The organism is Stenotrophomonas maltophilia (assembly GCF_025642255.1).
In the GTDB taxonomy this organism is placed as follows: domain Bacteria; phylum Pseudomonadota; class Gammaproteobacteria; order Xanthomonadales; family Xanthomonadaceae; genus Stenotrophomonas; species Stenotrophomonas maltophilia_P.
Window position 1 is genome coordinate 3376207 of record NZ_CP106759.1, and the last position, 24250, is coordinate 3400456.

Here is a 24250-nt window from a genome sequence, read left to right on the forward strand (position 1 = left end):
CGCGCGATGCAGCGCCGCCGGGGCACGCCCGGCGACGCCAGTCCGATCAGCCCTGCTGGTAGACCTCCGCGCCCGCAGCGCGGAACTGCTCGGACTTCTCCTTCATTCCGGCCTCGGCGTACTCGCGCACGTCCTGGGTGATCTTCATCGAGCAGAAGTGCGGCCCGCACATCGAGCAGAAGTGCGCCAGCTTGTGCGCGTCCTTGGGCAGCGTCTCGTCATGGAATTCCTTTGCCTTCTCCGGGTCCAGCCCGAGGTGGAACTGGTCTTCCCAACGGAACTCGAAGCGCGCCTTGCTCAATGCGTTGTCGCGGACCTGCGCGCCCGGATGCCCCTTGGCCAGGTCGGCCGCATGTGCGGCGATGCGATAGGCCATGATGCCGTCGCGCACATCCTGGCGGTTGGGCAGGCCAAGGTGTTCCTTCGGCGTCACGTAGCAGAGCATCGCGGTACCGAACCAACCGATCATCGCTGCGCCGATGGCACTGGTGATGTGGTCATAGCCGGGCGCGATGTCCGTGGTCAGCGGCCCCAGCGTATAGAACGGAGCCTCACCACATTCGCGCAGCTGCTTGTCCATGTTTTCCTTGACCAGCTGCATCGGCACGTGCCCGGGACCTTCGATCATCGTCTGCACGTCATGCTTCCATGCGATCTTCGTCAGCTCGCCAAGCGTTTCCAGCTCGCCGAACTGCGCCGCGTCGTTGGCGTCTGCGATGCAGCCCGGGCGCAGCCCATCGCCCAGCGAGAAGGTCACGTCGTAGGCCTTCATGATTTCGCAGATGTCCTCGAAGTGCGTGTAGAGGAAATTCTCCTTGTGATGGGCCAGGCACCACTTGGCCATGATCGAGCCGCCGCGACTGACGATGCCGGTCACCCGCTTGGCGGTCAGCGGCACGTAGCGCAGCAGCACGCCGGCATGGATGGTGAAGTAGTCCACGCCCTGTTCGGCCTGTTCGATCAATGTGTCGCGGAAGATCTCCCAGGTCAGTGCCTCGGCACGGCCATCGACCTTCTCCAGGGCCTGATAGATCGGCACCGTGCCGATCGCCACCGGCGAGTTGCGGATGATCCACTCGCGGGTCTCGTGGATGTGCTTGCCGGTGGACAGGTCCATCACCGTATCGCCCCCCCAGCGGATCGCCCACACCAGCTTCTCCACTTCCTCGGCAATGCCGGATGACACCGCGCTGTTGCCGATGTTGGCGTTGATCTTGGTCAGGAAGTTGCGGCCGATGATCATCGGCTCGCTTTCCGGGTGGTTGATGTTGTTGGGCAGCACCGCCCGGCCACGGGCGATTTCGTCGCGGACGAACTCCGGGGTGATGATCTTCTGGATGGATGCGCCAAAGGCTTCGCCCGGATGCTGCTGCAGCAGGCCTGCATCGCGGATCGCGTCCAGCCGCTGGTTCTCGCGGATGGCGACGAATTCCATCTCCGGCGTGATGATGCCGCGGCGCGCATAGTGCATCTGGGTGACATTGCCACCCGCACGGGCGCGGCGCGGCAGGCTGCGGGCCGGGAAGCGCACCGCATCGAGCTTCGGGTCGTGCTCGCGATCGCGGCCGAAGGAAGAGCTCAGGCCATCAAGCTGTTCGGTGTCACCCCGCGCTTCGACCCAGGCACGGCGCAGGGCCGGCAAGCCCGCGGACAGGTCGATACGCACGTCAGGATCGGTGTAGGGGCCGGAGGTGTCATACACCGTGACCGGCGCGTTCTCTTCGCCGCCGAACAGGGTCGGCGTGCGGCTCAGTGTGATCTCGCGCATCGGCACGCGCAGGTCCGGGCGCGAGCCGGTGACATGGATCTTGCGCGAGCCGGGAATCGGCCGGGTCACGGATTCGGAGAGTTGCTGGGCCTGTTGCTGCAGGGCGGAGAGCTGTGCGTTCATCGGGCATCGTCCAGGAGGGTCAGGGACGAAGCGGCGGCGCACTGCCCCCGCACGCGGACGGCCCTTGGGCCGCGTCCGGGTTCGGTTGCATTGCAAAGCTTCCCTACGCCGGTATGAGCCGGATCAGGTTCCAAGGGACTGTCTCAACCGTGGCCGATGGCCGCGGTACCCCCGCTTCTTGCCGGCATTAGACCATAGAAGTCCTGCAACAGGGCGAGCCCACGGGGCGGCTGCGCGTCACGCGCCATTGATGAATTAACGCAACCATGACGTCGCGTTCAGTAACGTGCACGCGCATCGTGTCGCTGCGACCGATGACGCATCGCCGCCATCGCGGCCCCTGCCCGGCTAGCGCTCGAGTGCCGCCGGCCCCTCGCTGCAAGCATTTGCTCGCTCCCTCAATCCCTTTGATCGGAGAAGCTCCTTCATGGTGTTTCGTGTTTCCATCGCACTGGTCCTGTTGCTGGTGCTGCTTGCCGGCGTAGCACCCGGTCCCTTCAACGCCGTGGTGCAGAGCATCCTCGGCGAACTCATCCGCGGCATCGGCTGGCTGTACCTGCTGGTGGTGTTCCTGGCGCTGGTGTTCCTGATGTACCTGGCGTTCGGCCGCTTCGGCAACCTGCGCATCGGTGGCGAAGACGCCGAACCCGAATTCTCGCGGGCCAGCTGGATGTCGATGCTGTTCGCCGCCGGCATGGGCATCGGCCTGGTGTTCTGGGGGGCGGCCGAGCCGATCTCCCACTTCAGCAAGCCGCCGGAAGGACTGGCACCGGAAAGCATGGACGCCGCACGTGCAGCGATGCGCTATGCGTTCTTCCACTGGGGCCTGCATCCGTGGGCGATCTACGCGCTGATCGGTCTGGCAATGGCGTGGTTCCAGTTCAACCGCAACGGCCGCGGGCTGGTCAGCGACATGCTGCAGCCGATCATCGGTCATCATCATCGGGGCTGGATCGGACGGATTGTCAACATTGCCGCGGTGGTGGCCACGGCAATCGGTGTGGCCACCACGTTGGGCTTCGGCACCATCCAGATCGCAGCCGGCATGCAGCGCGTGTTCGGCGTGCATGCCGGTGTGCCGCTGCAGCTGACCATCATCGCCGTCGCCTTCGTGCTGTACATGGCCTCCACCCTCAGCGGCGTGGAGCGCGGCGTGAAATGGCTGTCGAACTTCAACCTGGCACTGGCCGCCCTGCTGCTGGCACTGGTACTGGTGCTCGGGCCGACCGGCGCGATCTTCAATACCTTCACCACGACGCTGGGGTCCTACCTGAACCAGCTGGTGACGATGAGCCTGCGCATGTCACCGTTCTCCTCCAGTACGTGGGTCGCCGACTGGACGATCTTCTACTGGGCCTGGTGGATTTCCTGGGCACCGTTCGTGGGTTCGTTCATCGCGCGCATCTCGCGTGGCCGCAGCGTGCGCGAGTTCGTGGTGGGCGTGGTACTGGCGCCGACGCTGCTGGGCTTCTTCTGGTTCTCGGTGTTCGGTGGCACCGCGATCTGGTCGCAGATCTTCGGCCATGCAGACCTGGTACAGGCGCTGGGCAACGGCTATGAGACCGTACTGTTCACCCTGTTCGACAGCATGCCGCTGCCATTGCTGCTGTCGTGCATCGCGCTGGTTCTGCTGATGATCTTCTTCGTGACCTCGGCTGACTCGGCGGTGCTGGTGCTGGCCAGCATGTCCACCGACGAGGCAGGCGACCCGCCCGCCAAGCGCAAGCTGGCCTGGGGTGTGGGCATCGCACTGATCGCAGGTGCGTTGCTGCTGGCCGGCGGCCTCGACGCGCTGCAGGGCATGATCACGATCTCGGCACTGCCATTCGCGCTGCTGATGGTGCTGGTGATGGTCTCGCTGTACCGGGTACTGGACCAGGAGTACACGCGGGAGCGGCGGCAGGCACAGCGCCAGCGGCACATGATCGATGCGTGGATCGCGCGCGAAATGGCGGCACAGGAAGAAACCCAGGCCGAAGCAGCGCGCGCGCAGGATTCGGATTGAGGGTGTTCGGCAGCCTGCGCCGGAAAAACACGAAGGGGTCGGATCCGTTTCCTCTGGAAGACGGATCCGACCCCAACCCACAGCGCGCGGCTGTTGCCTTTGATCTTCTTCTTTCTCTTCCGTGGCTGACGCGCACGGAAATTGTCGGGGGGCGTGCGGGTGGGAAGGACGGGGGTGTCCGCGGCATGGATGCCGCGGCCAAGCCTACAAGGACGTATTCACGGCGTCCCCCGGCATTCCCATCCGCACGCCCCCATCCATGATCGGCTCTGGCGATCAGCCGCGAGGGGGCTCAGCCCGGTGGCCGGGACCTTAATACCCCGCCGCCTGCCCATCCTTCCGACTCTCCGACGCGCCGTAGTACACGCCCGTGTCCGGATCCCGCATGATCGCCTGATACCCGCCGTACGGACCATCGGCGAACACGATGCGATGCCCCTTGCGCATCAGCGCGCGCACCGTTTCGTACGGGAAGCCCGTCTCCAGGTTCACCTCCCCCCCATCGGTCATCGCCGTGGCCTGACCGGTCGGCTCCGTGGAACCTTCATGCTGGATACGCGGCGCATCTCCGGCCTCCTGCAGGTTCATGCCGAAGTCCACCAGGTTCATCACGATCTGCGCGTGGCCCTGCGGCTGCATCGCACCGCCCATCACGCCGAAACTGGCATAGGGCTTTCCATCCTTGGTGATGAACGCCGGAATGATGGTCTGGAACGGGCGCTTGCCCGGTGCGTAGCCGTTCGGATGGTTCTTCTGCAGCACGAACATCTCGCCGCGGTCCTGCAGGATGAAACCGAGCCCCGGGGGCGCCATGCCGCTGCCCATCCCGCGGTAGTTCGACTGGATCAGCGACACCATCATGCCGTCAGCATCGGCCACGGTCATGTAGATCGTATCGCCCTCCTCCAGCTGCTTCGGCGTGCCCGGCTGCACTTCCTTCAACGCCTTGTCCATGGAAATCAGTGCACGCCGCTGCGCGGCATACTCCTTGGAAATCAGCTTCTGGACCGGTGCGGGCTGGAAGGCCATGTCGGCGTAGAAGCGCGCACGATCGGCGAAGGCCAGCTTCTTGGCCTCCACGAACAGATGCACGTGCTCGGGCGAGCCGAATGGAATCTTCGAGAAGTCGTAGCCTTCAAGTACGTTGAGAATCTGCAGCGCGGCGATGCCCTGGCTGTTCGGCGGCAACTCCCATACGTCGTAACCGCGATAGTTGCTGCTGACCGGCTCGACCCACTCGCCGTGGTGGTCGGCCATGTCCTGGTAGCTCAGGTAGCCACCATTGGCCTTGAAGTAATCGCCGATGGTGTGGGCGATCTCGCCCTTGTAGAAGGCATCCCGGCCGCCGTCGGCCACCTTCTGCAACGTATCGGCCAGGTTCGGGTTCTTCCACATCTCGCCCTTGCGCGGGGCATGCCCGTTGACCGTGAACTGTTCCTTGAAGCCGGGATACTGCGACAGCCGTGGCACGGAACGATCCCAGTAATAGGCGATCACCTCGGCCACCGGGTGGCCTTCGCGCGCGTAGCGGATGGCGGGCGCAAGATTGTCGGCCATGGGCTTGCGGCCAAAGCGGCCATGCAGGGCGAACCAGCCATCGACGGCACCCGGCACGGAGACCGGCAACGGCCCGGTCGCCGGGATCTCCTTCAGGCCGCGGCGCTGGAACTCGGCCAGGGTCAGCGACTTCGGCGAGCGGCCGGACCCGTTGTAGCCGTACAGCTTCTGTGTCTTCGGGTCCCAGACGATGGCGAACAGATCGCCACCGATGCCATTGCCGGTCGGCTCCATCAGGCCCAGCGCAGCATTGGCGGCGATGGCGGCATCGACCGCCGAGCCGCCGGATTTCATCACGTCCAGTGCGATCTGGGTGGCCAGTGGCTGCGAAGTGGCCGCCATGGCGTGAGGCGCGATGACTTCCGAGCGGGTGGCGAAGGTGTGGCCGGTGATGCGGTCGGCAGCGAGGGAAAGCGCGGGCATGGCCGCCAGGACGGCGGCAGCCAGCAGGGAACGGGCAAGGCGTCGGGACACAGTCGGGTTCCGATGGAAGGGTGGTAGCACCGATCATCGCCGCTGCGGCCTTCACGCGGTATCGGGCAGAGGTCATGGGGCGAGGCGGCCGCGGCGACCGCTGCCGGCACCGGGTCATGCCCGGCGGGCAGACCCCCCGAAATCCGCGCAAAAACCTTGGTGAAAGGAGTGAATTCGGGTTCACCGAAACACTTTCAGCGGCAACCATCCTTGCGCCACAAGCGATTCCGCTGGACGCAGCGGAAAGTGCCTGGAATCACCCCGACAAGGGTTGACATCGTCAAAACAGCTGTGTTTCTCTCGATCACATGCTGCAACACAACACACCACCGCGAACCCACATCGAAGCCGCCGACATCGGCGCCGCGTCGCTGCGTTCGATTCTTGTGCTCGTACTTATTACCCAACCAACAGGTGCGGGACGAGCCAGCGTGTAAGCAGATAGAACACACCGGAACTCGATCAAAAACCCGCACCCGCCCAGGTGCGGGTTTTTTCATTTCAAGACCTGGTTTCAGACGCAACCACCATGACCACCGCCTTCTGCAAAACCCGGACCTGCTGCACCACGATGCCTCGTGGCGGCCGTTCCTGTGCGATGCGCGGCCCCTCCTCCACCGCTTTCCCCTGACCGGCCGGTACGTCGCTTCGACGACCGGCCGTTCTTTTTTCTTCCCACCGCAAGGAACCTCCCCCATGAGCACCAACGACCTGCCCCAGACCAAGATCGCCGTCATCGGCTACGGCAGCCAGGGCCGCGCCCACGCACTGAACCTGCGCGAATCCGGCTTCGATGTGGTGGTAGGCCTGCGGCCGGGCGGCCCGACCGAAGCCAAGGCCCAGGCCGATGGCTTCACCGTCGTGGCTCCCGCCGATGCGGTGAAGGATGCCGACCTGGTCGCCGTGCTGACTCCGGATATGGTGCAGAAGAAGCTCTACAACGACGTGCTGGCGCCCAACATGAAGCAGGGCGCGTGCCTGCTGTTCGCCCACGGCCTCAATGTCCACTACGGCATGATCGAGCCGCGCGCCGACCTGGACGTGGTGCTGGTCGCACCGAAGGGCCCGGGCGCGCTGGTGCGTCGCGAGTACGAGATCGGCCGTGGCGTTCCGTGCATCTGGGCGGTCTACCAGGACACCAGCGGCCAGGCCGCGCAGCATGCGCAGGCCTATGCGACCGGTCTCGGTGGCGCCCGCGCCAATCTGATCCAGACCACCTTCAAGGAAGAAACCGAGACCGACCTGTTCGGTGAGCAGGCGGTGCTGTGCGGTGGCGCCTCGGCGCTGGTACAGGCCGGTTTCGAGACCCTGGTGGAAGCCGGCTACCAGCCCGAGATCGCCTATTACGAAGTGCTGCACGAACTGAAGTTGATCGTGGACCTGTTCTACGAAGGCGGCATCTCGCGCATGCTGGAATTCATCTCCGAAACCGCGCAGTACGGCGACTACGTCAGCGGTCCGCGGGTGATCGATGCCGGCACCAAGGAGCGCATGAAGGAAGTACTGAAGGACATCCAGGACGGCACCTTCACCAAGAACTGGGTGGCCGAGTACGAAGCGGGCCTGCCGAACTACAACCGGTTCAAGCAGGCCGACCTGGAGCATCCGATCGAGAAGGTAGGCAAGGAACTGCGCGCCAAGATGGTCTGGTTGCAAGGACAGGCCGCGTAACCACGCGGCCCTCCCCCACCCGCTTGCAAGGTCCCCCATGAACTCTTCCACACACCGCAGCGCGCCACCCAACGGGGCGCGCTGGCTGACCCAGGCACTGGAGGCCGAAGGCGTCCGCACGCTGTTCGGCTATCCCGGCGGCACCATCATGCCGTTCTACGACGCGCTGGTGGATTCGTCGTTGAAGCACATCCTGGTGCGGCACGAGCAGGGCGCGGCGCTGGCCGCCAACGGTTTCGCGCGCGCCAGCGGCCAAGTGGGCGTCTGCGTGGCCACCTCCGGCCCCGGCGCATCGAACCTGGTCACCGGTATCGCCGATGCGATGCTGGACTCGGTGCCGATGGTCTGCATCACCGGCCAGGTCGGCACGCCCCTGCTGGGTACCGACGCCTTCCAGGAGCTGGATGTGTTCGGCCTGACCATGCCGATCGTCAAGCACAGCTGGCTGGTACGCAGCGTCGATGACCTGCCCCGCGTGGTCGCCGATGCCTTCCGCATTGCCCGCGAAGGACGTCCCGGCCCGGTGCTGATCGACCTGCCCAAGGACGTGCAGGTGGCCGATGCCAGTCACCTGCCGGTGCATGTGCCGAGCAGCGTCGAACCACCGCCGGCAGCCACCGGCGACGCCATTGCCGCCGCCATCGCAGCGCTGGCGGCGGCGGAGAAGCCGGTGGTGTATGCCGGCGGTGGCATCGCACTGGGCGATGCAGTGCAGGACCTGCGCGATTTCGTCGAGGCCAGTGGCATTCCCACGGTGATGACCCTGCGTGGACTGGGTGCTCTGCCGGCACACCATCCGCAGTCGCTGGGCATGCTGGGCATGCACGGCACCCGCGCTGCCAACATGGCGGTGCAGGAAAGCGATCTGCTGCTGGTGCTGGGCGCACGGTTCGATGATCGCGCCACCGGCAAGCTGGCGGAGTTCGCTCCGTTCGCGCGCGTGGTCCATATCGATGCCGATGCGTACGAGATCTCCAAGCTGCGCAGCGCCGACGTCGCCGTGCCCGGCAATGTCGGCCACGCCATCCGTGCCCTGCATGCGGCCTTCCCCTCCCCCAGGGCCCATCAGGACGCATGGCGCAGCCGCTGTGCGCAGCATCGCGACCGCTTCGCCGCCCGCTACGACGCGCCTGGCCAGCACATCTACGCACCGGCGCTGCTGAAGCGCCTGAGCGAACTGGCACCCGCCGACACGGTGATTGCCTGCGACGTCGGCCAGCACCAGATGTGGGTCGCCCAGCATTGCCGTTTCAATCATCCGCGCAACCATCTGACCAGCGGCGCGCTGGGCACGATGGGCTTCGGCCTGCCGGCGGCGATGGGCGCGCAGTTTGCCTGCCCGGAGCGCACCGTGGTGCTGGTGTCCGGCGATGGCAGCTTCATGATGAACGTGCAGGAGCTGGCGACCATCGCCCGGTGCCGGTTGCCGGTGAAGATCGTGCTGCTGGACAACAGCTCGCTGGGCATGGTCCGGCAGTGGCAGGAGCTGTTCTTCGCCGAGCGCTACAGCGAGATCGATCTGTCCGACAACCCGGATTTCGTCGCCCTGGCCCAGGTGTTCGGCATCGCCGCCAGCCGCATCGATTCGCGCGATGACGTCGAAGGCGGCCTGGCCGCGCTGCTGGCCGAGCCGGGCCCGGCGTTGCTGCACGTAGCCATCGACGCGCGCGCCAACGTGTGGCCGCTGGTGCCGCCGAACACCGCCAACAGCACCATGCTGGAAAGCAATCCAGCCCATGCCCGCCAGGAGATTCCCAATGCAATACCGGCTTGACCTGGTGCTGCAGCCGGCCGAAGGCGCGCTGCTGCGCGTGATCGGCATGGCCGAGCGCCGTGGCTTCGCGCCGCGTTCGATCAGCGGTGCTCCGGACGCCGCCGATGACGGACGCTGGCACCTGCAGCTGGTCGTGGACGGCCAGCGACCGGCGGAGACGCTGTGCCGGCAGATCGAAAAGATCTACGACTGCGTATCGGTGGAGCTGACGCCGGTAGACAGCAGCGTCGAAGGAGTATCGCAATGAACACCCGTACCGTTGTGACCACGGTGCCGGTACGGAGGCGTCTTCTTCGCCGCCCGTACCCGCATGCGGTGGTCGCGCACACCGCACCGGTGGCCCATGCCGGCCGCTGATACCAGCAAGGAAAGTGATGTCGGCGACGTAAGCGTCGCCGATGTCCTGGCCGCGCAGGCGCGCCTGCGCCGCTTCCTGCCGCCCACGCCACTGCATCATGCCGAACGCTTCGGCACCTGGCTGAAGCTGGAGAATCTGCAGCGGACCGGCTCCTACAAGGTGCGCGGAGCGTTGAACGCCCTGCTGGCCGGCCGCGAGCGCGGTGACAGCCGCCCGGTGATCTGCGCCTCGGCAGGCAATCACGCCCAGGGCGTTGCCTGGGCCGCCTACCGGCTGGATGTCCCCGCGATCACCGTAATGCCGCACGGTGCACCGGCAACCAAGATCGCCGGTGTCGCCCATTGGGGTGCCACCGTACGCCAGCACGGCAACAGTTATGACGAGGCCTGCGCCTTCGCCGTCGAACTGGCGCAGCGTCATGGCTATCGCTTCCTGTCCGCCTTCGACGACGCCGACGTGATCGCCGGCCAGGGGACGGTCGGCATCGAGCTGGCCGCGCACGCGCCGGACGTGGTGATCGTACCGATCGGCGGTGGCGGCCTGGCCGCCGGCGTCGCCCTGGCGCTCAAGTCGCAGGGCGTGCGCGTGATTGGTGCGCAGGTGGAAGGCGTGGACTCGATGGCCCGTGCGATCCACGGCGATGTCCGCGAGATCGCCCCGGTGGCATCGCTGGCCGATGGCGTGCGGGTGAAGATCCCCGGTTTCCTGACCCGTCGCCTGTGCAGTTCGCTGCTGGACGACGTGGTGATCGTGCGCGAGGCCGAACTGCGTGAAACGCTGGTGCGGCTGGCACTGGAAGAACACATCATCGCCGAAGGCGCGGGCGCGCTGGCACTGGCTGCCGGTCGACGCATCGCCGGGCGCCGCAAGTGCGCCGTGGTCTCCGGCGGCAACATCGATGCCGGCGTGCTGGCCGGCCTGCTGACCGACATCCGCCCACGCCCGCCGCGCAAGCCGCGCCGGCGTCGCGCCGAGACGCCCCGCCCGCCGGCACGGACCGGCGTCACGCCCACCACCGCTGCCCCCCTTCCCCCCTGCACGCCGTTGCACCTGTTGTCGAGGAGATCTCCCTGTGACCACCATCGAACGAATTACCACCCCGCGCATCCGCATCTTCGACACCACCCTGCGTGACGGCGAGCAGTCCCCCGGCTGCAGCATGAGCCCACCGCAGAAGCTGGTGATGGCGCGTGCGCTGGACGAACTGGGCGTGGACATCATCGAGACCGGCTTCCCGGCCAGCTCGCAGTCCGACCGCGAAGCGATGGCCCTGATCGGCCGCGAACTGCGCCGTCCGGGCCTGAGCCTGGCCGTGCTGTCGCGCTGCCTGCAGGCCGATATCGAGACCTCGGCACGTGCCCTGGAAGCTGCGGCCAACCCGCGCCTGCACGTGTTCCTGTCGACCAGCCCGCTGCACCGCGAGCACAAGCTGCGGATGACCCGCGAGCAGGTGCTGGAGTCGGTACGCAAGCATGTATCGCTGGCCCGTTCCTACATCGACGATGTCGAATTCTCGGCCGAAGATGCCACCCGCACCGAGCTGGACTACCTGATCGAGGTCTCGCGCGTGGCCATCGCCGCCGGCGCCACCACCATCAACCTGCCCGACACCGTCGGCTTCACCACGCCGGAGGAAATCCGCGCGATGTTCCAGCAGGTCATTGCCGGCGTGGCCGACGTGCCCAATGCCGCCAACGTGATCTTCAGCGCGCACTGCCACAACGACCTGGGACTGGCTGTGGCCAACTCCCTGGCCGCCATCGAGGGCGGCGCCCGCCAGGTCGAGTGCACCGTCAACGGCATCGGTGAACGCGCCGGCAACTGCTCACTGGAAGAAATCGCGATGGCGCTGAAGGTGCGCCAGGCCTTCTACGAGCAGGACACCGCGATCAACACCCCGCGCATCGTCGGCACCTCGCAGCTGCTGCAGCGCCTGGTCGGCATGCCGGTGCAGCGCAACAAGGCCATCGTCGGCGCCAATGCCTTCGCCCATGAATCGGGCATCCACCAGCATGGCATGCTGCGCCATCGCGGCACCTACGAAATCATGCGCCCGGAAGACGTGGGCTGGGAGGATTCGCAGATGGTGCTGGGCCGCCACAGTGGCCGCGCCGCCGTCGAAGCGCGCCTGCGTGCACTGGGCTTCTGGCTGGACGAAGAAGAGCTGAAGCTGGTGTTCGAACAGTTCAAGGGCCTGTGCGAGCAGCAGCGGGTGGTCACCGATGCCGACCTGCAGACCTTGATGCAGGGCGGCGCCAATGCACAGGGCTATCGCCTGGCCTCGATGACCATCAGCGATGTCGGCAGTCGCGCCAATGCACTGGTCGAGCTGTCCGACCCGGACGGCAACCGCGTGGCCGAGACCGCGCAGGGCGATGGCCCGGTGGATGCGCTGTTCGGCGCGTTGTCGGCCGCCACCGGCGTGCAGCTGATGCTCGACAGCTATCACGTGCACAGCGTCGGCATCGGTGCCGATGCACGCGGCGAGGCCAACCTGAGCGTGCGCCACGACGGCATCGAATACGACGGCACCGGCACCAGCAAGGACATCATCGAAGCCTCTGCGCTGGCCTGGCTGGACGTTGCCAACCGGCTGCTGCGCCAACGCCAGGCTGCTGCCAGCAGCGTCAGCGAAACCGCCACCCCTGCTACCGCCTGAGAAACCTGACATGAGCGCCTTCGACACGACCACGTCCGCTACGGCGGGCCAGCAGTGGAACGCCCAGGACTATGCGATCGATGCCGGCTTCGTGCCGCTGCTCGGCGGCGCGGTGTCGCGCCTGCTCGACCCGCGCGCCGGTGAGCACATCCTCGATCTGGGCTGTGGCGATGGGGTGCTCAGCAGTGAACTGGCGTTGAGCGGTGCACGCATCCACGGCGTGGACGCGTCGCCGGAACTGGTGATCGCCGCGCGCGCGCGCGGCGTCGATGCGCAGGTGATGGACGGCCATGCCCTGTCCTTCGACAGCGCGTTCGACGCAGTGTTCAGCAACGCCGCGCTGCATTGGATGCGCCACCCCGACGCCGTGCTCGAAGGCGTGCGCCGTGCACTGCGTCCCGGCGGCCGCTTCGTGGCCGAGTTCGGTGGCCATGGCAACGTGGCGACCATCATCGCAGCGGTGCAGGCCGCACGTGCTGCGCATGGCCATGGCGCCAGCGGTTTCCAGTGGTATTTCCCGACCGCCGACGCCTATGCCGACCGCCTGCGCCAGCACGGCTTCCAGGTGCAGCTGATCGAATGCCTGCCGCGCCCCACCGCACTGCCGACCGGCGTGGCAGGATGGCTGCGGGTGTTCGCCGCACCGCTGCTGGACGACCTGCCGGTCGAGGCCCGTGCCACCGTTCGCGAGGCCGCCGCGGCCCTGCTGGCCGACCTGCCCCGCAACGCGGCGGGCCAGCCGCTGGCTGACTACGTGCGCCTGCGCGTACTCGCGCGCCGCCGTTGACTTGACCCTTTCCCGTTATTTCCCGATGTTCGTTCAATCGTACTTCTGCCAGGCAACCGCATGACCTCCGCACCCCGCACCCTGTACGACAAACTGTGGGACGCCCACGTGGTCGTTCCCGAATCCGACAGCGCCCCTGCGGTGCTGTACATCGACCTGCACCTGATCCACGAGGTGACCTCGCCGCAGGCGTTCACCGAGCTGCGCGAACGCGGTCTCCGCCCACGCCGGCCGGACCGCACCAAGGCGACGATGGATCATTCCACGCCGACCCTGCCGGCCACCGCCGACGGCCGGCTGCCGTACGCCAGCGCCGCCTCCGAGGCGCAGGTCGCCACGCTTGCGCGCAACTGCAGCGAGCACGGCATCGAACTGTTCGACATGAGCTCGGACAACCGGGGCATCGTCCATGTCATCGCGCCCGAGCAGGGTTTCACCCAGCCCGGCATGACCATCGTCTGCGGCGACAGCCATACCTCCACCCATGGTGCGTTCGGCTCGCTGGCCTTCGGCATCGGCACCAGCGAAGTGGGTCATGTGCTGGCAACACAGTGCCTGCTGCAGCGGAAGGCGAAGACGCTGGCAATCACGGTCGACGGCCCCCTGGCGCCGGGCGTCGGCGCGAAGGACGTGGTCCTGCACATCATCGGTGTGATCGGCGTCAACGGCGGCACCGGCCATGTGATCGAGTTCCGTGGCAGCACCATCGAAGCGATGGACATGGAGCAGCGCATGACCCTGTGCAACATGTCCATCGAGGCCGGCGCGCGCGCGGGCATGGTGGCTCCGGACCAGGTCACCTTCGATTTCGTCGCCAACACGCCACGCGGCCCCAAGGGCGCCGATTTCGAGGCGGCCGTGGCCCGTTGGCAGGAACTGCGCAGCGATGAAGGCGCCCGCTTCGACAGCGAAGTCCACATCGATGCAGCCGACATCCGTCCGACCTTGACCTGGGGCACGCATCCCGGCACCGCCATCGCGGTCGATGTGCCGATTCCTGCGGCCAACGACGCCGCCGCGCAGAAGGGCCTGGACTACATGCATTTCCAGGCCGGCCAGGCACTGGCCGGCACGCCGGTCGATGTCGTGTTCGTCGGTTCATGCACCAACGGCCGCCTCAGCGACATGCGCGAAGTGGCACAGGTGCTGCGCGGCCGCCGCGTCGCCGAGCGCGTGCGCATGCTGGTGGTACCGGGCTCGGAGATCGTCAAGCGCCAGGCCGAAGCGGAGGGCATCGATGAGATCGTGCGTGCAGCCGGTGCCGAATGGCGCGAGCCGGGCTGCTCGATGTGCATCGCCATGAATGGTGATCTGGTCGCCCCCGGCCAACTGGCAGTGAGTACCAGCAACCGCAATTTCGAGGGCCGCCAGGGGCCGGGCTCGCGCACACTGCTGGCCTCGCCGATGAGCGCCGCCTGGGCGGCGGTGAAGGGCCACGTGGCCGATACCCGCGAACTGTTCGCGCAGGAGGTGGCGTAATGGCCGGTTTCCGCACCTTGACCTCGTCCAGCGTCGTGCTGCACCAGACCAACATCGACACCGACCAGATCATTCCGGCCCGGTTCCTGTCCACCACCGAGCGTGCCGGACTGGGCCGCAACGCGTTCAATGACTGGCGCTGGCAGTCCGACGGTTCGCCGGTGGCCGATTTCGCCTTCAACCAGCCGCACAACGCCGGCCGCAGCATCCTGCTGGCGGGCCGCAACTTCGGCTGTGGTTCCTCGCGCGAGCACGCGCCGTGGGCGCTGACCGACCTGGGCCTGCGCGCCATCGTCAGCAGCGAGATCGCCGACATCTTCCGTGGCAACTCACTGAAGAACGGCCTGCTGCCGATCGTCCTGGACGAAGCCGACGTTCAGGCGCTGATGCAGCGCCCCGACGACGAACTGACCATCGACGTGGCGGCACGCGAGCTGCGTACGCCGGATGGCCGGGTCTACTCCTTCCCGCTGGATGGCTTCTCGCAGACCTGTCTGCTGGAAGGCGTCGATCAACTGGGTTATCTGCTGGGCCGCGTCCCTGACATCGAACGTTACGAGAGTGAGCATGCACGCTGAGATCGTTGTACTCCCCGGTGATGGCATCGGCCCGGAAGTGGCCGCCGCTGCGGTTGCGGTCCTGAAAGCCATCGCCGAACGCTTCAACCACACCTTCACGTTCAGCGAGCACGATATCGGTGGCATCGCCATCGATCGCCATGGCGAGCCCCTGCCCGCCGCCACCCTCGCCGCATGCCAGGCCGCGAATGCCGTGCTGCTGGGTGCAGTGGGTGGACCGAAGTGGTCCGACCCGAACGCCAAGGTGCGCCCCGAGCAGGGCCTGCTGGCGATCCGCAAGGCGCTGGGCCTGTACGCCAACCTGCGGCCGGTGCGTACCCATGATGCCGCCCTGGGGGCATCGCCGATCAAGGCCGAACTGCTCAAGGGCGTGGACTTCGTGGTGGTACGCGAACTGACCGGCGGCATCTACTTCGGCGACAAGACCCGCGATGCCGACAGCGCCAGCGACCTCTGCCGCTACACCGTGGCCGAAATCGAGCGCGTGCTGCGCAGCGCGTTCCGCCTGGCACAGCAGCGCCGAGGCAAGGTGACCTCGGTGGACAAGGCCAACGTGCTGGAGACGTCCCGCCTGTGGCGCGACGTCGCCGCCCGCATCGGCCGCGAGGAGTTCCCGGACGTCGCGCTGGAACACCAGCTGGTCGATTCGATGGCGATGCACCTGCTGGCCAAGCCACGCGAATACGACGTGATCGTGACCGAAAACATGTTCGGCGACATCCTCACCGACGAGGCCTCGATGCTGGCCGGCTCACTGGGCCTGCTGCCGTCGGCATCACTGGGAGAACCGGGTGCGGTCGGCATCTACGAGCCGATCCACGGTTCGGCACCGGACATCGCCGGCAAGGGCATCGCCAACCCCTACGCGACGATCCTCAGCGCGGCCATGCTGCTGCGCCACTCGCTGGGCCTGGATGCCGAAGCGGCGGCGGTGGAGGCGGCCGTGCACGCGGTGCTGGATGATGGCGTGTTCACTGCTGATCTGGCTGCAAAGGGCCAGGCCGTGAGCACGGCGGCGGCGACCGACGCCGTGCTGGCGAAGCTGGGCTGACCCGCCGGGCGGCACCTGTAGCGTCGAGCCATGCCCGATGGCTGTTGCATGAGCCGGGCATGGCCCGGCGCCACAGGTGCAGTGCGGTGGAGCCGCGCCCGGCGTGGCCCGGTTATTTGGTGGTGTAGCCACCGTTGACCAGCACCGTCTGCCCGGTCATCCACCAGCCGTCGGTGACCAGAAAACGGATCCACGGCACGATATCGGCAATGTCGGTCAGACCGGTGCGGGTGAACGCGGACAGCGCCGCCGCGGTCTTGTGATACGCCTGCGCATCGGCACTCTCGGCAGGATAGAAGAACGGCGTGTCCATCGGCCCGGGACCGATCGCGGTCACCGAGATGCCCCGCTCGCCGAACTCCTTCGATGCCGCGCGGGTGAAGTGCTCCACCGGCGCCTTGGTACCTGCATAGCTGGAGTAGAACGGCGTGTAGGCGCCCAGCAGCGACGTCACCAGGGTGCAGATGCGGCCACCATCATTGACGTGACGGCCGGCCTCCTTGAGGAAGAAGAACGCCGCCTTGGCATTCACCGCGCTCATCTCGTCGTACTCCGCTTCGCTGATCTCCAGCAGCGGCTTCTTCAGGACCTTGCCGACGGTATTGATGGCGACATCGGGACGGCCGACGGCTGCGACAGCGTCGGCGAACAGGCGCTCCATGGCGGCAGCGGAGGTCAGGTCGCCCTGCAGGGCCACGGCCTTGCTGCCCGCAGCCTGGACCGCCGCGACGGTCGCTTCGGCGTCGGCCTGGCTGGCGTCGCTGTTGTAATGGATGACGATGGCCCCGGCGCCGTGGGCGGCGAAATCGCGGGCGAGCAGGCCACCGAGGTTCTTGGCACCGCCTGCGATCAGCACGGTCTTGCCCTTGAGGGAGTGGTCGGTCATGGCTTCGGTCTCGGAGTGGGGCTGTCCGGGATGGCAACCCTGCCCCAATGACGATATCGTGCGGAAAATGCGGATAAAGCCCGCAACATTGACTTAACTTTCCAGATCGAGCGAACAATGGATCGGATCGACCGCTTCCGCATCTTCAGCCGGGTGGTGGAGTGCGCCAGCTTCACCCGCGCCGCCGACCAGCTCGGACTGCCCCGTTCCACGGTATCGGCGGCGGTCGCCGAACTGGAGCAGCGGCTGGGTACGCGCCTGTTGCAACGCTCGACGCGACGCGTCTCCACCACCCACGATGGCGATGTGTTCCACGCCCGCTGCCTGCGCCTGATCGCCGAGGTCGAAGATGCCGAATCGCTGTTCCGCCAGGAGGACGCGCAGCCGGTCGGCCTGCTGAGGATCGACGTACCCAGCCGCATCGGCAGGCGCATCGTGGCGCCGGCGCTGCCTGACTTCTTCGCCCGTTACCCGCAGGTGGAGGTGGATCTGGGCATGACCGACCGCGCAGTGAACCTGATCGAGGAAGGCTGCGATGCGGTGTTGAGGGTCGGCCAGCTGGGCGATTCCAGCCTGGTTTCGCGCACGCTGGGCACGCTGGACTTCGTCAACGTGGCCGCGCCGTCCTACCTGCGCGCGTACGGCGTCCCGCAGCAACCGACGGACCTGCAGCAGCACCGGGCGGTGAACTACGCCTCGCCGACGACCGCGCGGGTGGAACCGTGGGAATGGCAGGACGGAACCCAGCTGCGCACGCTGCCCATGCAGGGTTGGGTGCGGGTGAACAGCGCCGAAGCCTCGATCGCCTGCTGCGTGGCCGGACTGGGACTGCTGCAGATTCCGCGCTATGACGTGCAGGACGAGCTGCAGTCCGGCACGTTGGTGGAAGTGATGCCACGGCACGTCGCACAACCGTTGCCGGTGACCCTGCTGCAACCGCATCGGCAGCATCGGGCACAGCGCGTGCACGTATTCCTGGAGTGGCTGGTGCCACTGCTGCGGAGCGGCCTGCAACTGCAGTAGATCCACGCCATGCGTGGATGCTTCTGTAGAGTCGAGCCATGCTCGACTCATCCCATCATCGCGCAAAGAGCAGCCGAGCATGGCTCGGCTCTACAGAAAGCAGATCCCGCGAGCAGAGCCGTGCCAACCAGGGTTGGCACCTGCCAGAGGCGGTGGTCCTGGAACCCGGGGGCATTACGCCCCGGATTCATCCGGCTTCACCCGGAACCACGCCGCATACAGCGCCGGCAGGAACACCAGGGTCAGCACGGTACCCACGATCAACCCGCCCATGATCGAGATCGCCATCGAGCCATAGAACGCGCTGCGCGACAGCGGAATCATCGCCAGCACCGCCGCCAGGGCGGTCAGCACGATCGGGCGGAAACGCCGTACCGTCGCGTCGATGATCGCATGCCAGCGATCATGCCCGGCATCGATGTCCTGCTGGATCTGGTCTATCAGGATCACCGAGTTGCGCATGATCATGCCGGCCAGCGCGATCGTGCCCAGCAGCGCCACGAACCCGAACGGTGCACGGAACAGCAGCAGGAACAAGGTCGCGCCGATGATGCCCAGCGGTGCCGTCACCAGCACCATCGCGGCACGCGAGAAGCTGCGCAGCTGCAGCATCAGCAGCGTTGCGACCACGATCAGGAACAACGGCATGCCTGCCTTGATCGAGTCCTGGCCACGTGCCGAATCCTCCACCGTTCCGCCGGTTTCCAGCAGGTAACCGCTCGGCAGTGCAGCGCGGATGCCATCCAGCGTCGGCAGGATCTGCTGCACCACGTCCAGCGCCTGGCTGCCGTCGCTGATATCGGCACGCACGGTCACGGTCGGCAGGCGGTTGCGATGCCAGATGATGCCGTCCTCGAACACGTACTCCAGGCGCGCCACCTGCGAGAGCGTCACCGACGTGCCACTGGCGGTGGGAATGGCCAGGCTGCCCAGCATGCCCAGCTGCACGCGCTCGTTCTCCGGCCCCCGCAGCAGCATCTCGATCAGGCGATTGCCCTCGCGATAGGTGCTCACGCTCATGCCCGACAGCGAAGTGCCCAGCAGCTGGCTCACCTGCGCACTGCTCACGCCCAGCGCGCGCGCACGGTCCTGGTCAAGCACCAGCCGCACGACCTTGCTCGGCTCGCTCCAGTCCAGGTTCACGTTCATCACATGCGGGTTCTCCCGCACCTTGTCCTGTACCTGGCGTGCGATCGCCTGCACCTGCTCGATGTGCTCGCCGGAGATCCGCAGCTGCACCGGGTAGCCCACCGGCGGACCGTTCTCCAGCCGCGTCACGCGCATCTGCACATCCGGGAACTGCGGGATCACGTCCTTCAGCAGCCAGTCGCGCGTGGCCTCGCGCGCCTTGGCGTCTTCGGTGAGCACCACGAACTGCGAGAAGTTGGTCGCCGGCAGCTGCTGGTCCAGCGGCAGGTAGAAGCGCGGCGAACCGGTACCCACATAGGCCACATAGTTGGCGATGCCCTCACGGCCCTTCAGCAGCTTTTCCAGCTTGCTGGCCTGCGCCTGCGTGGCCTGCAGCGACGCGCCTTCAGCCAGTTCGATATCCACCATCAGTTCCGGGCGGGTCGAATCCGGGAAGAACTGCTGCGGCACGAAGCGGAACATCAGCAGCGAGAACACGAACAGGGCCACCGTTGCTGCGATTACCCACCAGCGGTGGCGCAGGCACATGTCCAGGAAACGGCGGAAACGCGTGTAGAACGGCCGCTGGTACGGATCGTGGTCGTGTGCATGCTCCTTCGGTGCGATCCAGCGCAGCAGCGCCGGATGGCGATCGGCCCAGGCCAGGCGCTTCGCACGCCAGCGACCGGCCAGGCTGTCCGGCTTGGGCAGCTGCGGATTGAACAGATCCGGCAGCATCTTGTCACCCAGGTACGGAATGAACAGCACCGCCGCAATCCATGACACCACCAGTGCGATGGTCACCACCTGGAACAGCGAACGGGTGTACTCACCGGTGCTTGACGCCGCCGTGGCGATCGGCAGGAAACCTGCCGCCGTGATCAGCGTACCGGTGAGCATCGGGAACGCCGTGGATTCCCAGGCGAAGCTGGCCGCGCGCAGGCGGTCGTAGCCCTGTTCCATCTTGGTGGCCATCATCTCCACCGCGATGATCGCATCGTCCACCAGCAGGCCCAGCGCCAGCACCAGAGCGCCCAGCGAGATCTTGTGCAAGCCGATATCGAAGTAGTGCATGACGAAGAAGGTCATCGCCAGCACCAGCGGAATGGTCACGCCCACCACCAGGCCCGTACGCAGGCCCAGCGAGAAGAAGCTCACCAGCAGCACGATCACCACCGCTTCGGTCAGCACCTGCACGAACTCACCCACCGACTCTTCCACCGCATGCGGCTGGTCGGAGACCTTGCGCAGGTGCATGCCCGCCGGCAGCGTCTTCTGCAGGCGCTCGAACTCGGCATCCAGCGTGGAGCCCAGCTTCAGGATGTCGCCACCGTCCTTCATCGCGACCGCAATGCCGATCGCATCCTCACCCATGAAGCGCATCTTCGGCGACGCCGGATCGGCGAAGCCGCGCTTGATCTCGGCGATATCGCCCAGGTGCACGGTGCGGTCGCCGGCCTGGATCGGGAAGCGACGGATGTCATCGATGCTCTGGAACTGGCCGGTCACGCGCAGCTGCACGCGATCGGTCGGGGTCTCGAAGAAGCTGGTGGCGCTGATCGCGTTCTGGTCGGCCAGCGCCTGCTGCACCTGCTGCAACGACACGCCCAGCGTGGCCAGCTTGGTGTTGGACAGCTCGATCCAGACCTTCTCGTCCTGCAGGCCCTGCAGCTCGATCTTGCCCACGTCCGGCACCCGCTGCAGTTCCAGCTGGATGCGATCGGCGTAGTCACGCATCACGGCGTAGTCGAAGCCCTGCCCGGTCAGCGCGTAGATGTTGCCGAAGGTGTCGCCGAACTCATCGTTGAAGAACGGACCGACGATTTCGCGCGGCAGGTTCGGCTTGATGTCGCCCACGCGTTTGCGCACCTGGTACCACAGGTCCGGAATGGCCTTGGAGCGCAGGCTGTCCTTGGCCGCGAAGATCACCTGCGACTCGCCCGGGCGCGAGTAGGAGCGGATGAACTCGTACTGCCCGGTGTTGAGCAGCGCCTTCTCGATCGGCTCGGTCACCTGGCGCGAGACCTGCTCGGCGGTCGCGCCCGGCCACATCGTGCGTACCACCATCACCTTGAAGGTGAACGGCGGATCCTCGGACTGGCCCAGATGCTTGTACGACCAGGCGCCGATGAGGGCGAAGGCGAGCATGGCGAACAGCACCAGCGCGCGGTTGCCCAGCGCCCATTCGGATAGATTGAAACGGCGCACAGGCTTACTCCTTCGCCTTCGGTGCGGCAGCCGGCGCTGCGGGCTTCAGCACCGGGCGATTCTGCCGGTCCACCGCGACGACCTGCTGGCCGGATCGCAGCAGATGGCCGCCCGCAGCCACCACCCAGTCGTCGGCGTCCACGCCGGACAGCACCGGCACGGCGTCGATGCCATAGGCGCCCGTGCTGACGGTGACCGATTTCAACGTGCTGCTGGCCGGGTCCACCACCCACACACTGGTTGCGCCACCTGCACCGCGCTGGAGAGCGGCCATCGGCAGCTGCAGGGTGCCGTGGCGGCCGGCGCTGCTGAACACGCGCGCGCTCTGCCCCAGCTCGACATCGGCCAGTGCATCGGCGGGCAGGCTGACCCGGGTTGCGTAGGTCCGCGCCTGCGGATCGGCGGCGGCGGCGATCTCGCGGATCGTGCCGGGCAGGCGCTGCCCCGGGCGGTTCCACAACTCCACTTCCACCGGCTGGCCTACCGCGTAGTCGCGGATGGTGGCTTCCGGCAGGTCGATCAGCACTTCGCGGCCACCGTCTGCGGCCAGGTTGAAGATGGTCTGGCCCGCGGCCACCACCTGCCCGGCTTCCGCCTCACGGCTGGCGATCACACCATCGGCCGGCGCACGCAGCTGGGCGTAGCCGGCCTGGTTGCGCAGCACGTCCAGGTTGGCCCGGGCCGCGTTGGCCTGGCCCTGCGCGGCCTTGAACGCGGCAGACTGCTGATCCAGCTGCGAGCGGCTGACCAGCTGCTGGTCGGCCAGCACCTGGTAGCGCTTGAGATCGTCGCGGGCGCGTACCAGATCGGCTTCGGCCGCGGCCAGCTGCGCCTGCGAGGCGCGCGCCTGCAGGGCGAAGTCGGCGACATCCAGCTCGGCCAGCACCTCCCCCTTCTTCACCCGTTGGCCGGCGTCCACATGGCGCTTGACCAGGTTGCCGCCGACGCGGAACGACAGCGGGCTCTCCTGGCGTGCCCGGACCGTACCGGGAAACGCCGCCGGCGCCTGCCCGACCTGCTCGCCGGGATGCACCACCAGCACCGGCACGGCCGCCGGTGGCGCCTGCTCCTGTCCCGAACAGGCTGCCAGCGCAGCCACCCACACGATACCGCCCATCCAGCGCACGATCTTCATCGGTCAACGTCCTGACAACACTGAGTCCAGCAGGGGAGCCGCAACGTCCGGCCCAATTTAGTAAACTGGCCGGTATAGTATAAATATCGAACCGCTTGGTCTAGTATTGCCGCAATGAGTTCTTCCACTTCCCGCAAGCCGTCGGCCAAGCCTGCTGCCAAGGCCGCCGGACCCGGGCGTCCCAAGGATCTTGGCAAGCGCGCGGCGATCCTCGAGGCGGCCAAGACCCTGTTCATCGAACAGGGCTATACCGGTGTGAGCATGGACAGCATCGCTGCCCAGGCGGGCGTGTCGAAGCTGACGGTGTACAGCCATTTCGGCGACAAGGAGACCCTGTTCTCCGAGGCCGTGCAGTCCAAATGCATCGAGATGCTGCCGGATGCGCTGTTCGTGGCCGACGCCGAAGGGCCACTGCGCGACCAGCTGATCGGGATCGGCCTGGCCTTCTTCAAGCTGATCACCTCCGACGCGGCGATCTCGATCCAACGGGTGATGATGGCCCCGGAGACCGACGAACGCCTGCGTGAGCTGTTCTGGCAGGCCGGGCCCGAGCGCACCTGCGAGGCGCTGGCCGACTTCCTGCGCTCGCGCAGCGAGCGGGGCGAGCTGCAGATTCCCGACCATCACCTGGCCGGGCAGCAGTTCCTGACCCTGGTCAAGGGTGAAGTGCACATGCATATGATGTGCGGCATGCCACTGTCATCGGTGGAGATCGATCCTGTCACCCACGTGGCGGCCAGCGTCGACTTCTTCCTGCGCGCCTATGCGCCCGGAGGAGCCGGAACCGGCTGAAACGGCAAAGCTGAACGAACCGGTGGTCGCGATGACTTCCGGCACTGCGACCCCGGCCCCCCGGCAGCGGATGCTCTGGGCGCGCCGCCGGCCTCCGGCACCGGTAAAATGGCCGGCCCACTGCGCTGGATTTGAACCTCATGACGATTGATTACGCCCACGCCCGCGAACTGATGGTGGAACAGCAGATCCGTCCCTGGGACGTGCTGGACATCAAGGTGCTCGACGTACTGGCCCGCCTGCCGCGCGAGGCCTTTGTCGCCGACGCGCACCGGGCACTGGCCTACGCCGATGTTGAACTGCCGATCGGCAATGGCCAGAAGATGATGAAGCCCGTCATCGAGGGCCGTACCCTGCAGGCGCTGGACCTGCAACCGGGTGACGAAGTGCTGGAGATCGGCACGGGCAGCGGCTTCCTGGCCGCCTGCATCGGCGCGCTGGCGCGCGACGTGCTGAGCCTGGAGATCGATCCGGAACTGGCGACCGCCGCGCGTGCGCGACTGGATGCCTCCGGCCTGGGTACCAACGTCCGTGTGGAAGTGGCTGACGCGCTGGCATGGCAGACCGAACGTCGCTTTGACGTGATCTGTGTCACTGGTGCTGTCAACGTGGTGCCGTCACAGTTCGCCTCGTGGCTGCGTCCGGGTGGTCGCCTGTTCGTGATCCAGGGCCGTTCGCCGGCGATGGAAGCGCTTCTGATCAAGGCCGATGGCAGCACCGAATCCCTGTTCGAGACCGATATCGATTACCTGCGCGGTGCCGCCCCGGCACCCCAGTTCCACCTCTGAGTCCAA

At 66.7% G+C, this 24250-nt stretch carries 18 protein-coding genes and 1 riboswitch; of the genes, 13 read left to right on the plus strand and 5 right to left on the minus strand.

What is annotated here, in order from left to right:
- Positions 1-46: 46 nt before the first annotated feature.
- Entirely contained in the window at positions 47-1891 is a 1845-nt protein-coding gene (gene thiC / locus N8888_RS15460) for a phosphomethylpyrimidine synthase ThiC (RefSeq protein WP_263175672.1), read from the minus strand.
- A gap of 82 nt (positions 1892-1973) precedes the next feature.
- A riboswitch (TPP riboswitch) is annotated at positions 1974-2074 on the minus strand.
- Between the two features lie 244 nt (positions 2075-2318).
- Here thiC and N8888_RS15465 point away from each other — a divergent pair.
- The gene (locus tag N8888_RS15465; RefSeq protein WP_053519166.1) at positions 2319-3896 is read left to right on the plus strand and encodes a BCCT family transporter; all 1578 of its coding nucleotides are present in this window, start codon (positions 2319-2321) and stop codon (positions 3894-3896) included.
- A gap of 312 nt (positions 3897-4208) precedes the next feature.
- On the opposite strand, the gene ggt is transcribed toward N8888_RS15465, so the two are convergent.
- Positions 4209-5927: a gamma-glutamyltransferase gene (gene ggt / locus N8888_RS15470; protein ID WP_053520297.1), complete on the minus strand. Its 1719-nt coding sequence runs from the start codon at positions 5925-5927 to the stop codon at positions 4209-4211.
- A 696-nt stretch (positions 5928-6623) separates the two neighbouring features.
- Here ggt and ilvC point away from each other — a divergent pair.
- The 9 genes from ilvC to leuB all read left to right on the plus strand — a co-directional run bounded on the left by ilvC (position 6624) and on the right by leuB (position 16284).
- The gene (gene ilvC / locus N8888_RS15475; RefSeq protein WP_053520296.1) at positions 6624-7598 is read left to right on the plus strand and encodes a ketol-acid reductoisomerase; all 975 of its coding nucleotides are present in this window, start codon (positions 6624-6626) and stop codon (positions 7596-7598) included.
- Positions 7599-7635: 37 nt separating this feature from the next.
- Positions 7636-9372: an acetolactate synthase 2 catalytic subunit gene (gene ilvG / locus N8888_RS15480; protein WP_263175675.1), complete on the plus strand. Its 1737-nt coding sequence runs from the start codon at positions 7636-7638 to the stop codon at positions 9370-9372.
- The gene (locus N8888_RS15485) at positions 9356-9619 is read left to right on the plus strand and encodes an ACT domain-containing protein (protein ID WP_263175676.1); all 264 of its coding nucleotides are present in this window, start codon (positions 9356-9358) and stop codon (positions 9617-9619) included. The genes ilvG and N8888_RS15485 overlap by 17 nt, the downstream gene beginning before the upstream one ends.
- Positions 9620-9682: 63 nt before the next feature.
- Complete coding sequence (locus tag N8888_RS15490) at positions 9683-10864, plus strand: threonine dehydratase (RefSeq protein ID WP_430542961.1); 1182 nt, start codon at positions 9683-9685, stop codon at positions 10862-10864.
- Positions 10803-12389 carry a 2-isopropylmalate synthase gene (locus N8888_RS15495; protein WP_065181712.1) on the plus strand — a complete coding sequence of 529 codons (1587 nt, stop codon included), beginning with the start codon at positions 10803-10805 and terminating at the stop codon, positions 12387-12389. The genes N8888_RS15490 and N8888_RS15495 overlap by 62 nt, the downstream gene beginning before the upstream one ends.
- A gap of 10 nt (positions 12390-12399) precedes the next feature.
- Positions 12400-13176, plus strand: a complete 777-nt coding sequence (locus N8888_RS15500) for a class I SAM-dependent methyltransferase (protein ID WP_111186152.1) — start codon at positions 12400-12402, stop codon at positions 13174-13176.
- A gap of 60 nt (positions 13177-13236) precedes the next feature.
- Positions 13237-14655 carry a 3-isopropylmalate dehydratase large subunit gene (gene leuC, locus N8888_RS15505; RefSeq protein WP_065181714.1) on the plus strand — a complete coding sequence of 473 codons (1419 nt, stop codon included), beginning with the start codon at positions 13237-13239 and terminating at the stop codon, positions 14653-14655.
- Positions 14655-15233 carry a 3-isopropylmalate dehydratase small subunit gene (gene leuD, locus N8888_RS15510; RefSeq protein ID WP_263175679.1) on the plus strand — a complete coding sequence of 193 codons (579 nt, stop codon included), beginning with the start codon at positions 14655-14657 and terminating at the stop codon, positions 15231-15233. Before leuC ends, leuD begins: the two co-directional genes overlap by 1 nt.
- The gene (leuB, locus tag N8888_RS15515; RefSeq protein WP_263175681.1) at positions 15223-16284 is read left to right on the plus strand and encodes a 3-isopropylmalate dehydrogenase; all 1062 of its coding nucleotides are present in this window, start codon (positions 15223-15225) and stop codon (positions 16282-16284) included. The genes leuD and leuB overlap by 11 nt, the downstream gene beginning before the upstream one ends.
- A 112-nt stretch (positions 16285-16396) precedes the next feature.
- On the opposite strand, the gene N8888_RS15520 is transcribed toward leuB, so the two are convergent.
- The gene (locus N8888_RS15520) at positions 16397-17170 is read right to left on the minus strand and encodes an SDR family oxidoreductase (RefSeq protein WP_053520099.1); all 774 of its coding nucleotides are present in this window, start codon (positions 17168-17170) and stop codon (positions 16397-16399) included.
- A 117-nt stretch (positions 17171-17287) separates the two neighbouring features.
- On the opposite strand from N8888_RS15520, the gene N8888_RS15525 reads away from it, so the two are divergent.
- Positions 17288-18193 (plus strand): LysR family transcriptional regulator, encoded by a 906-nt coding sequence (locus N8888_RS15525; protein WP_053520100.1) that lies wholly within the window; start codon positions 17288-17290, stop codon positions 18191-18193.
- Between the two features lie 174 nt (positions 18194-18367).
- On the opposite strand, the gene N8888_RS15530 is transcribed toward N8888_RS15525, so the two are convergent.
- Positions 18368-21529, minus strand: a complete 3162-nt coding sequence (locus tag N8888_RS15530; protein WP_111186155.1) for an efflux RND transporter permease subunit — start codon at positions 21527-21529, stop codon at positions 18368-18370.
- 4 nt (positions 21530-21533) lie between these two features.
- Positions 21534-22664, minus strand: a complete 1131-nt coding sequence (locus N8888_RS15535) for an efflux RND transporter periplasmic adaptor subunit (protein ID WP_065181718.1) — start codon at positions 22662-22664, stop codon at positions 21534-21536.
- Between the two features lie 114 nt (positions 22665-22778).
- Here N8888_RS15535 and N8888_RS15540 point away from each other — a divergent pair, with 114 nt between their 5' ends.
- Together N8888_RS15540 and N8888_RS15545 are read left to right on the plus strand one after the other, a co-directional pair.
- On the plus strand, positions 22779-23456 hold the full coding sequence (locus tag N8888_RS15540; RefSeq protein WP_065175109.1) for a TetR/AcrR family transcriptional regulator: 678 nt from the start codon (positions 22779-22781) through the stop codon (positions 23454-23456).
- Between the two features lie 140 nt (positions 23457-23596).
- Positions 23597-24244, plus strand: a complete 648-nt coding sequence (locus N8888_RS15545) for a protein-L-isoaspartate O-methyltransferase family protein (protein ID WP_053520104.1) — start codon at positions 23597-23599, stop codon at positions 24242-24244.
- Positions 24245-24250 lie beyond the last annotated feature (6 nt).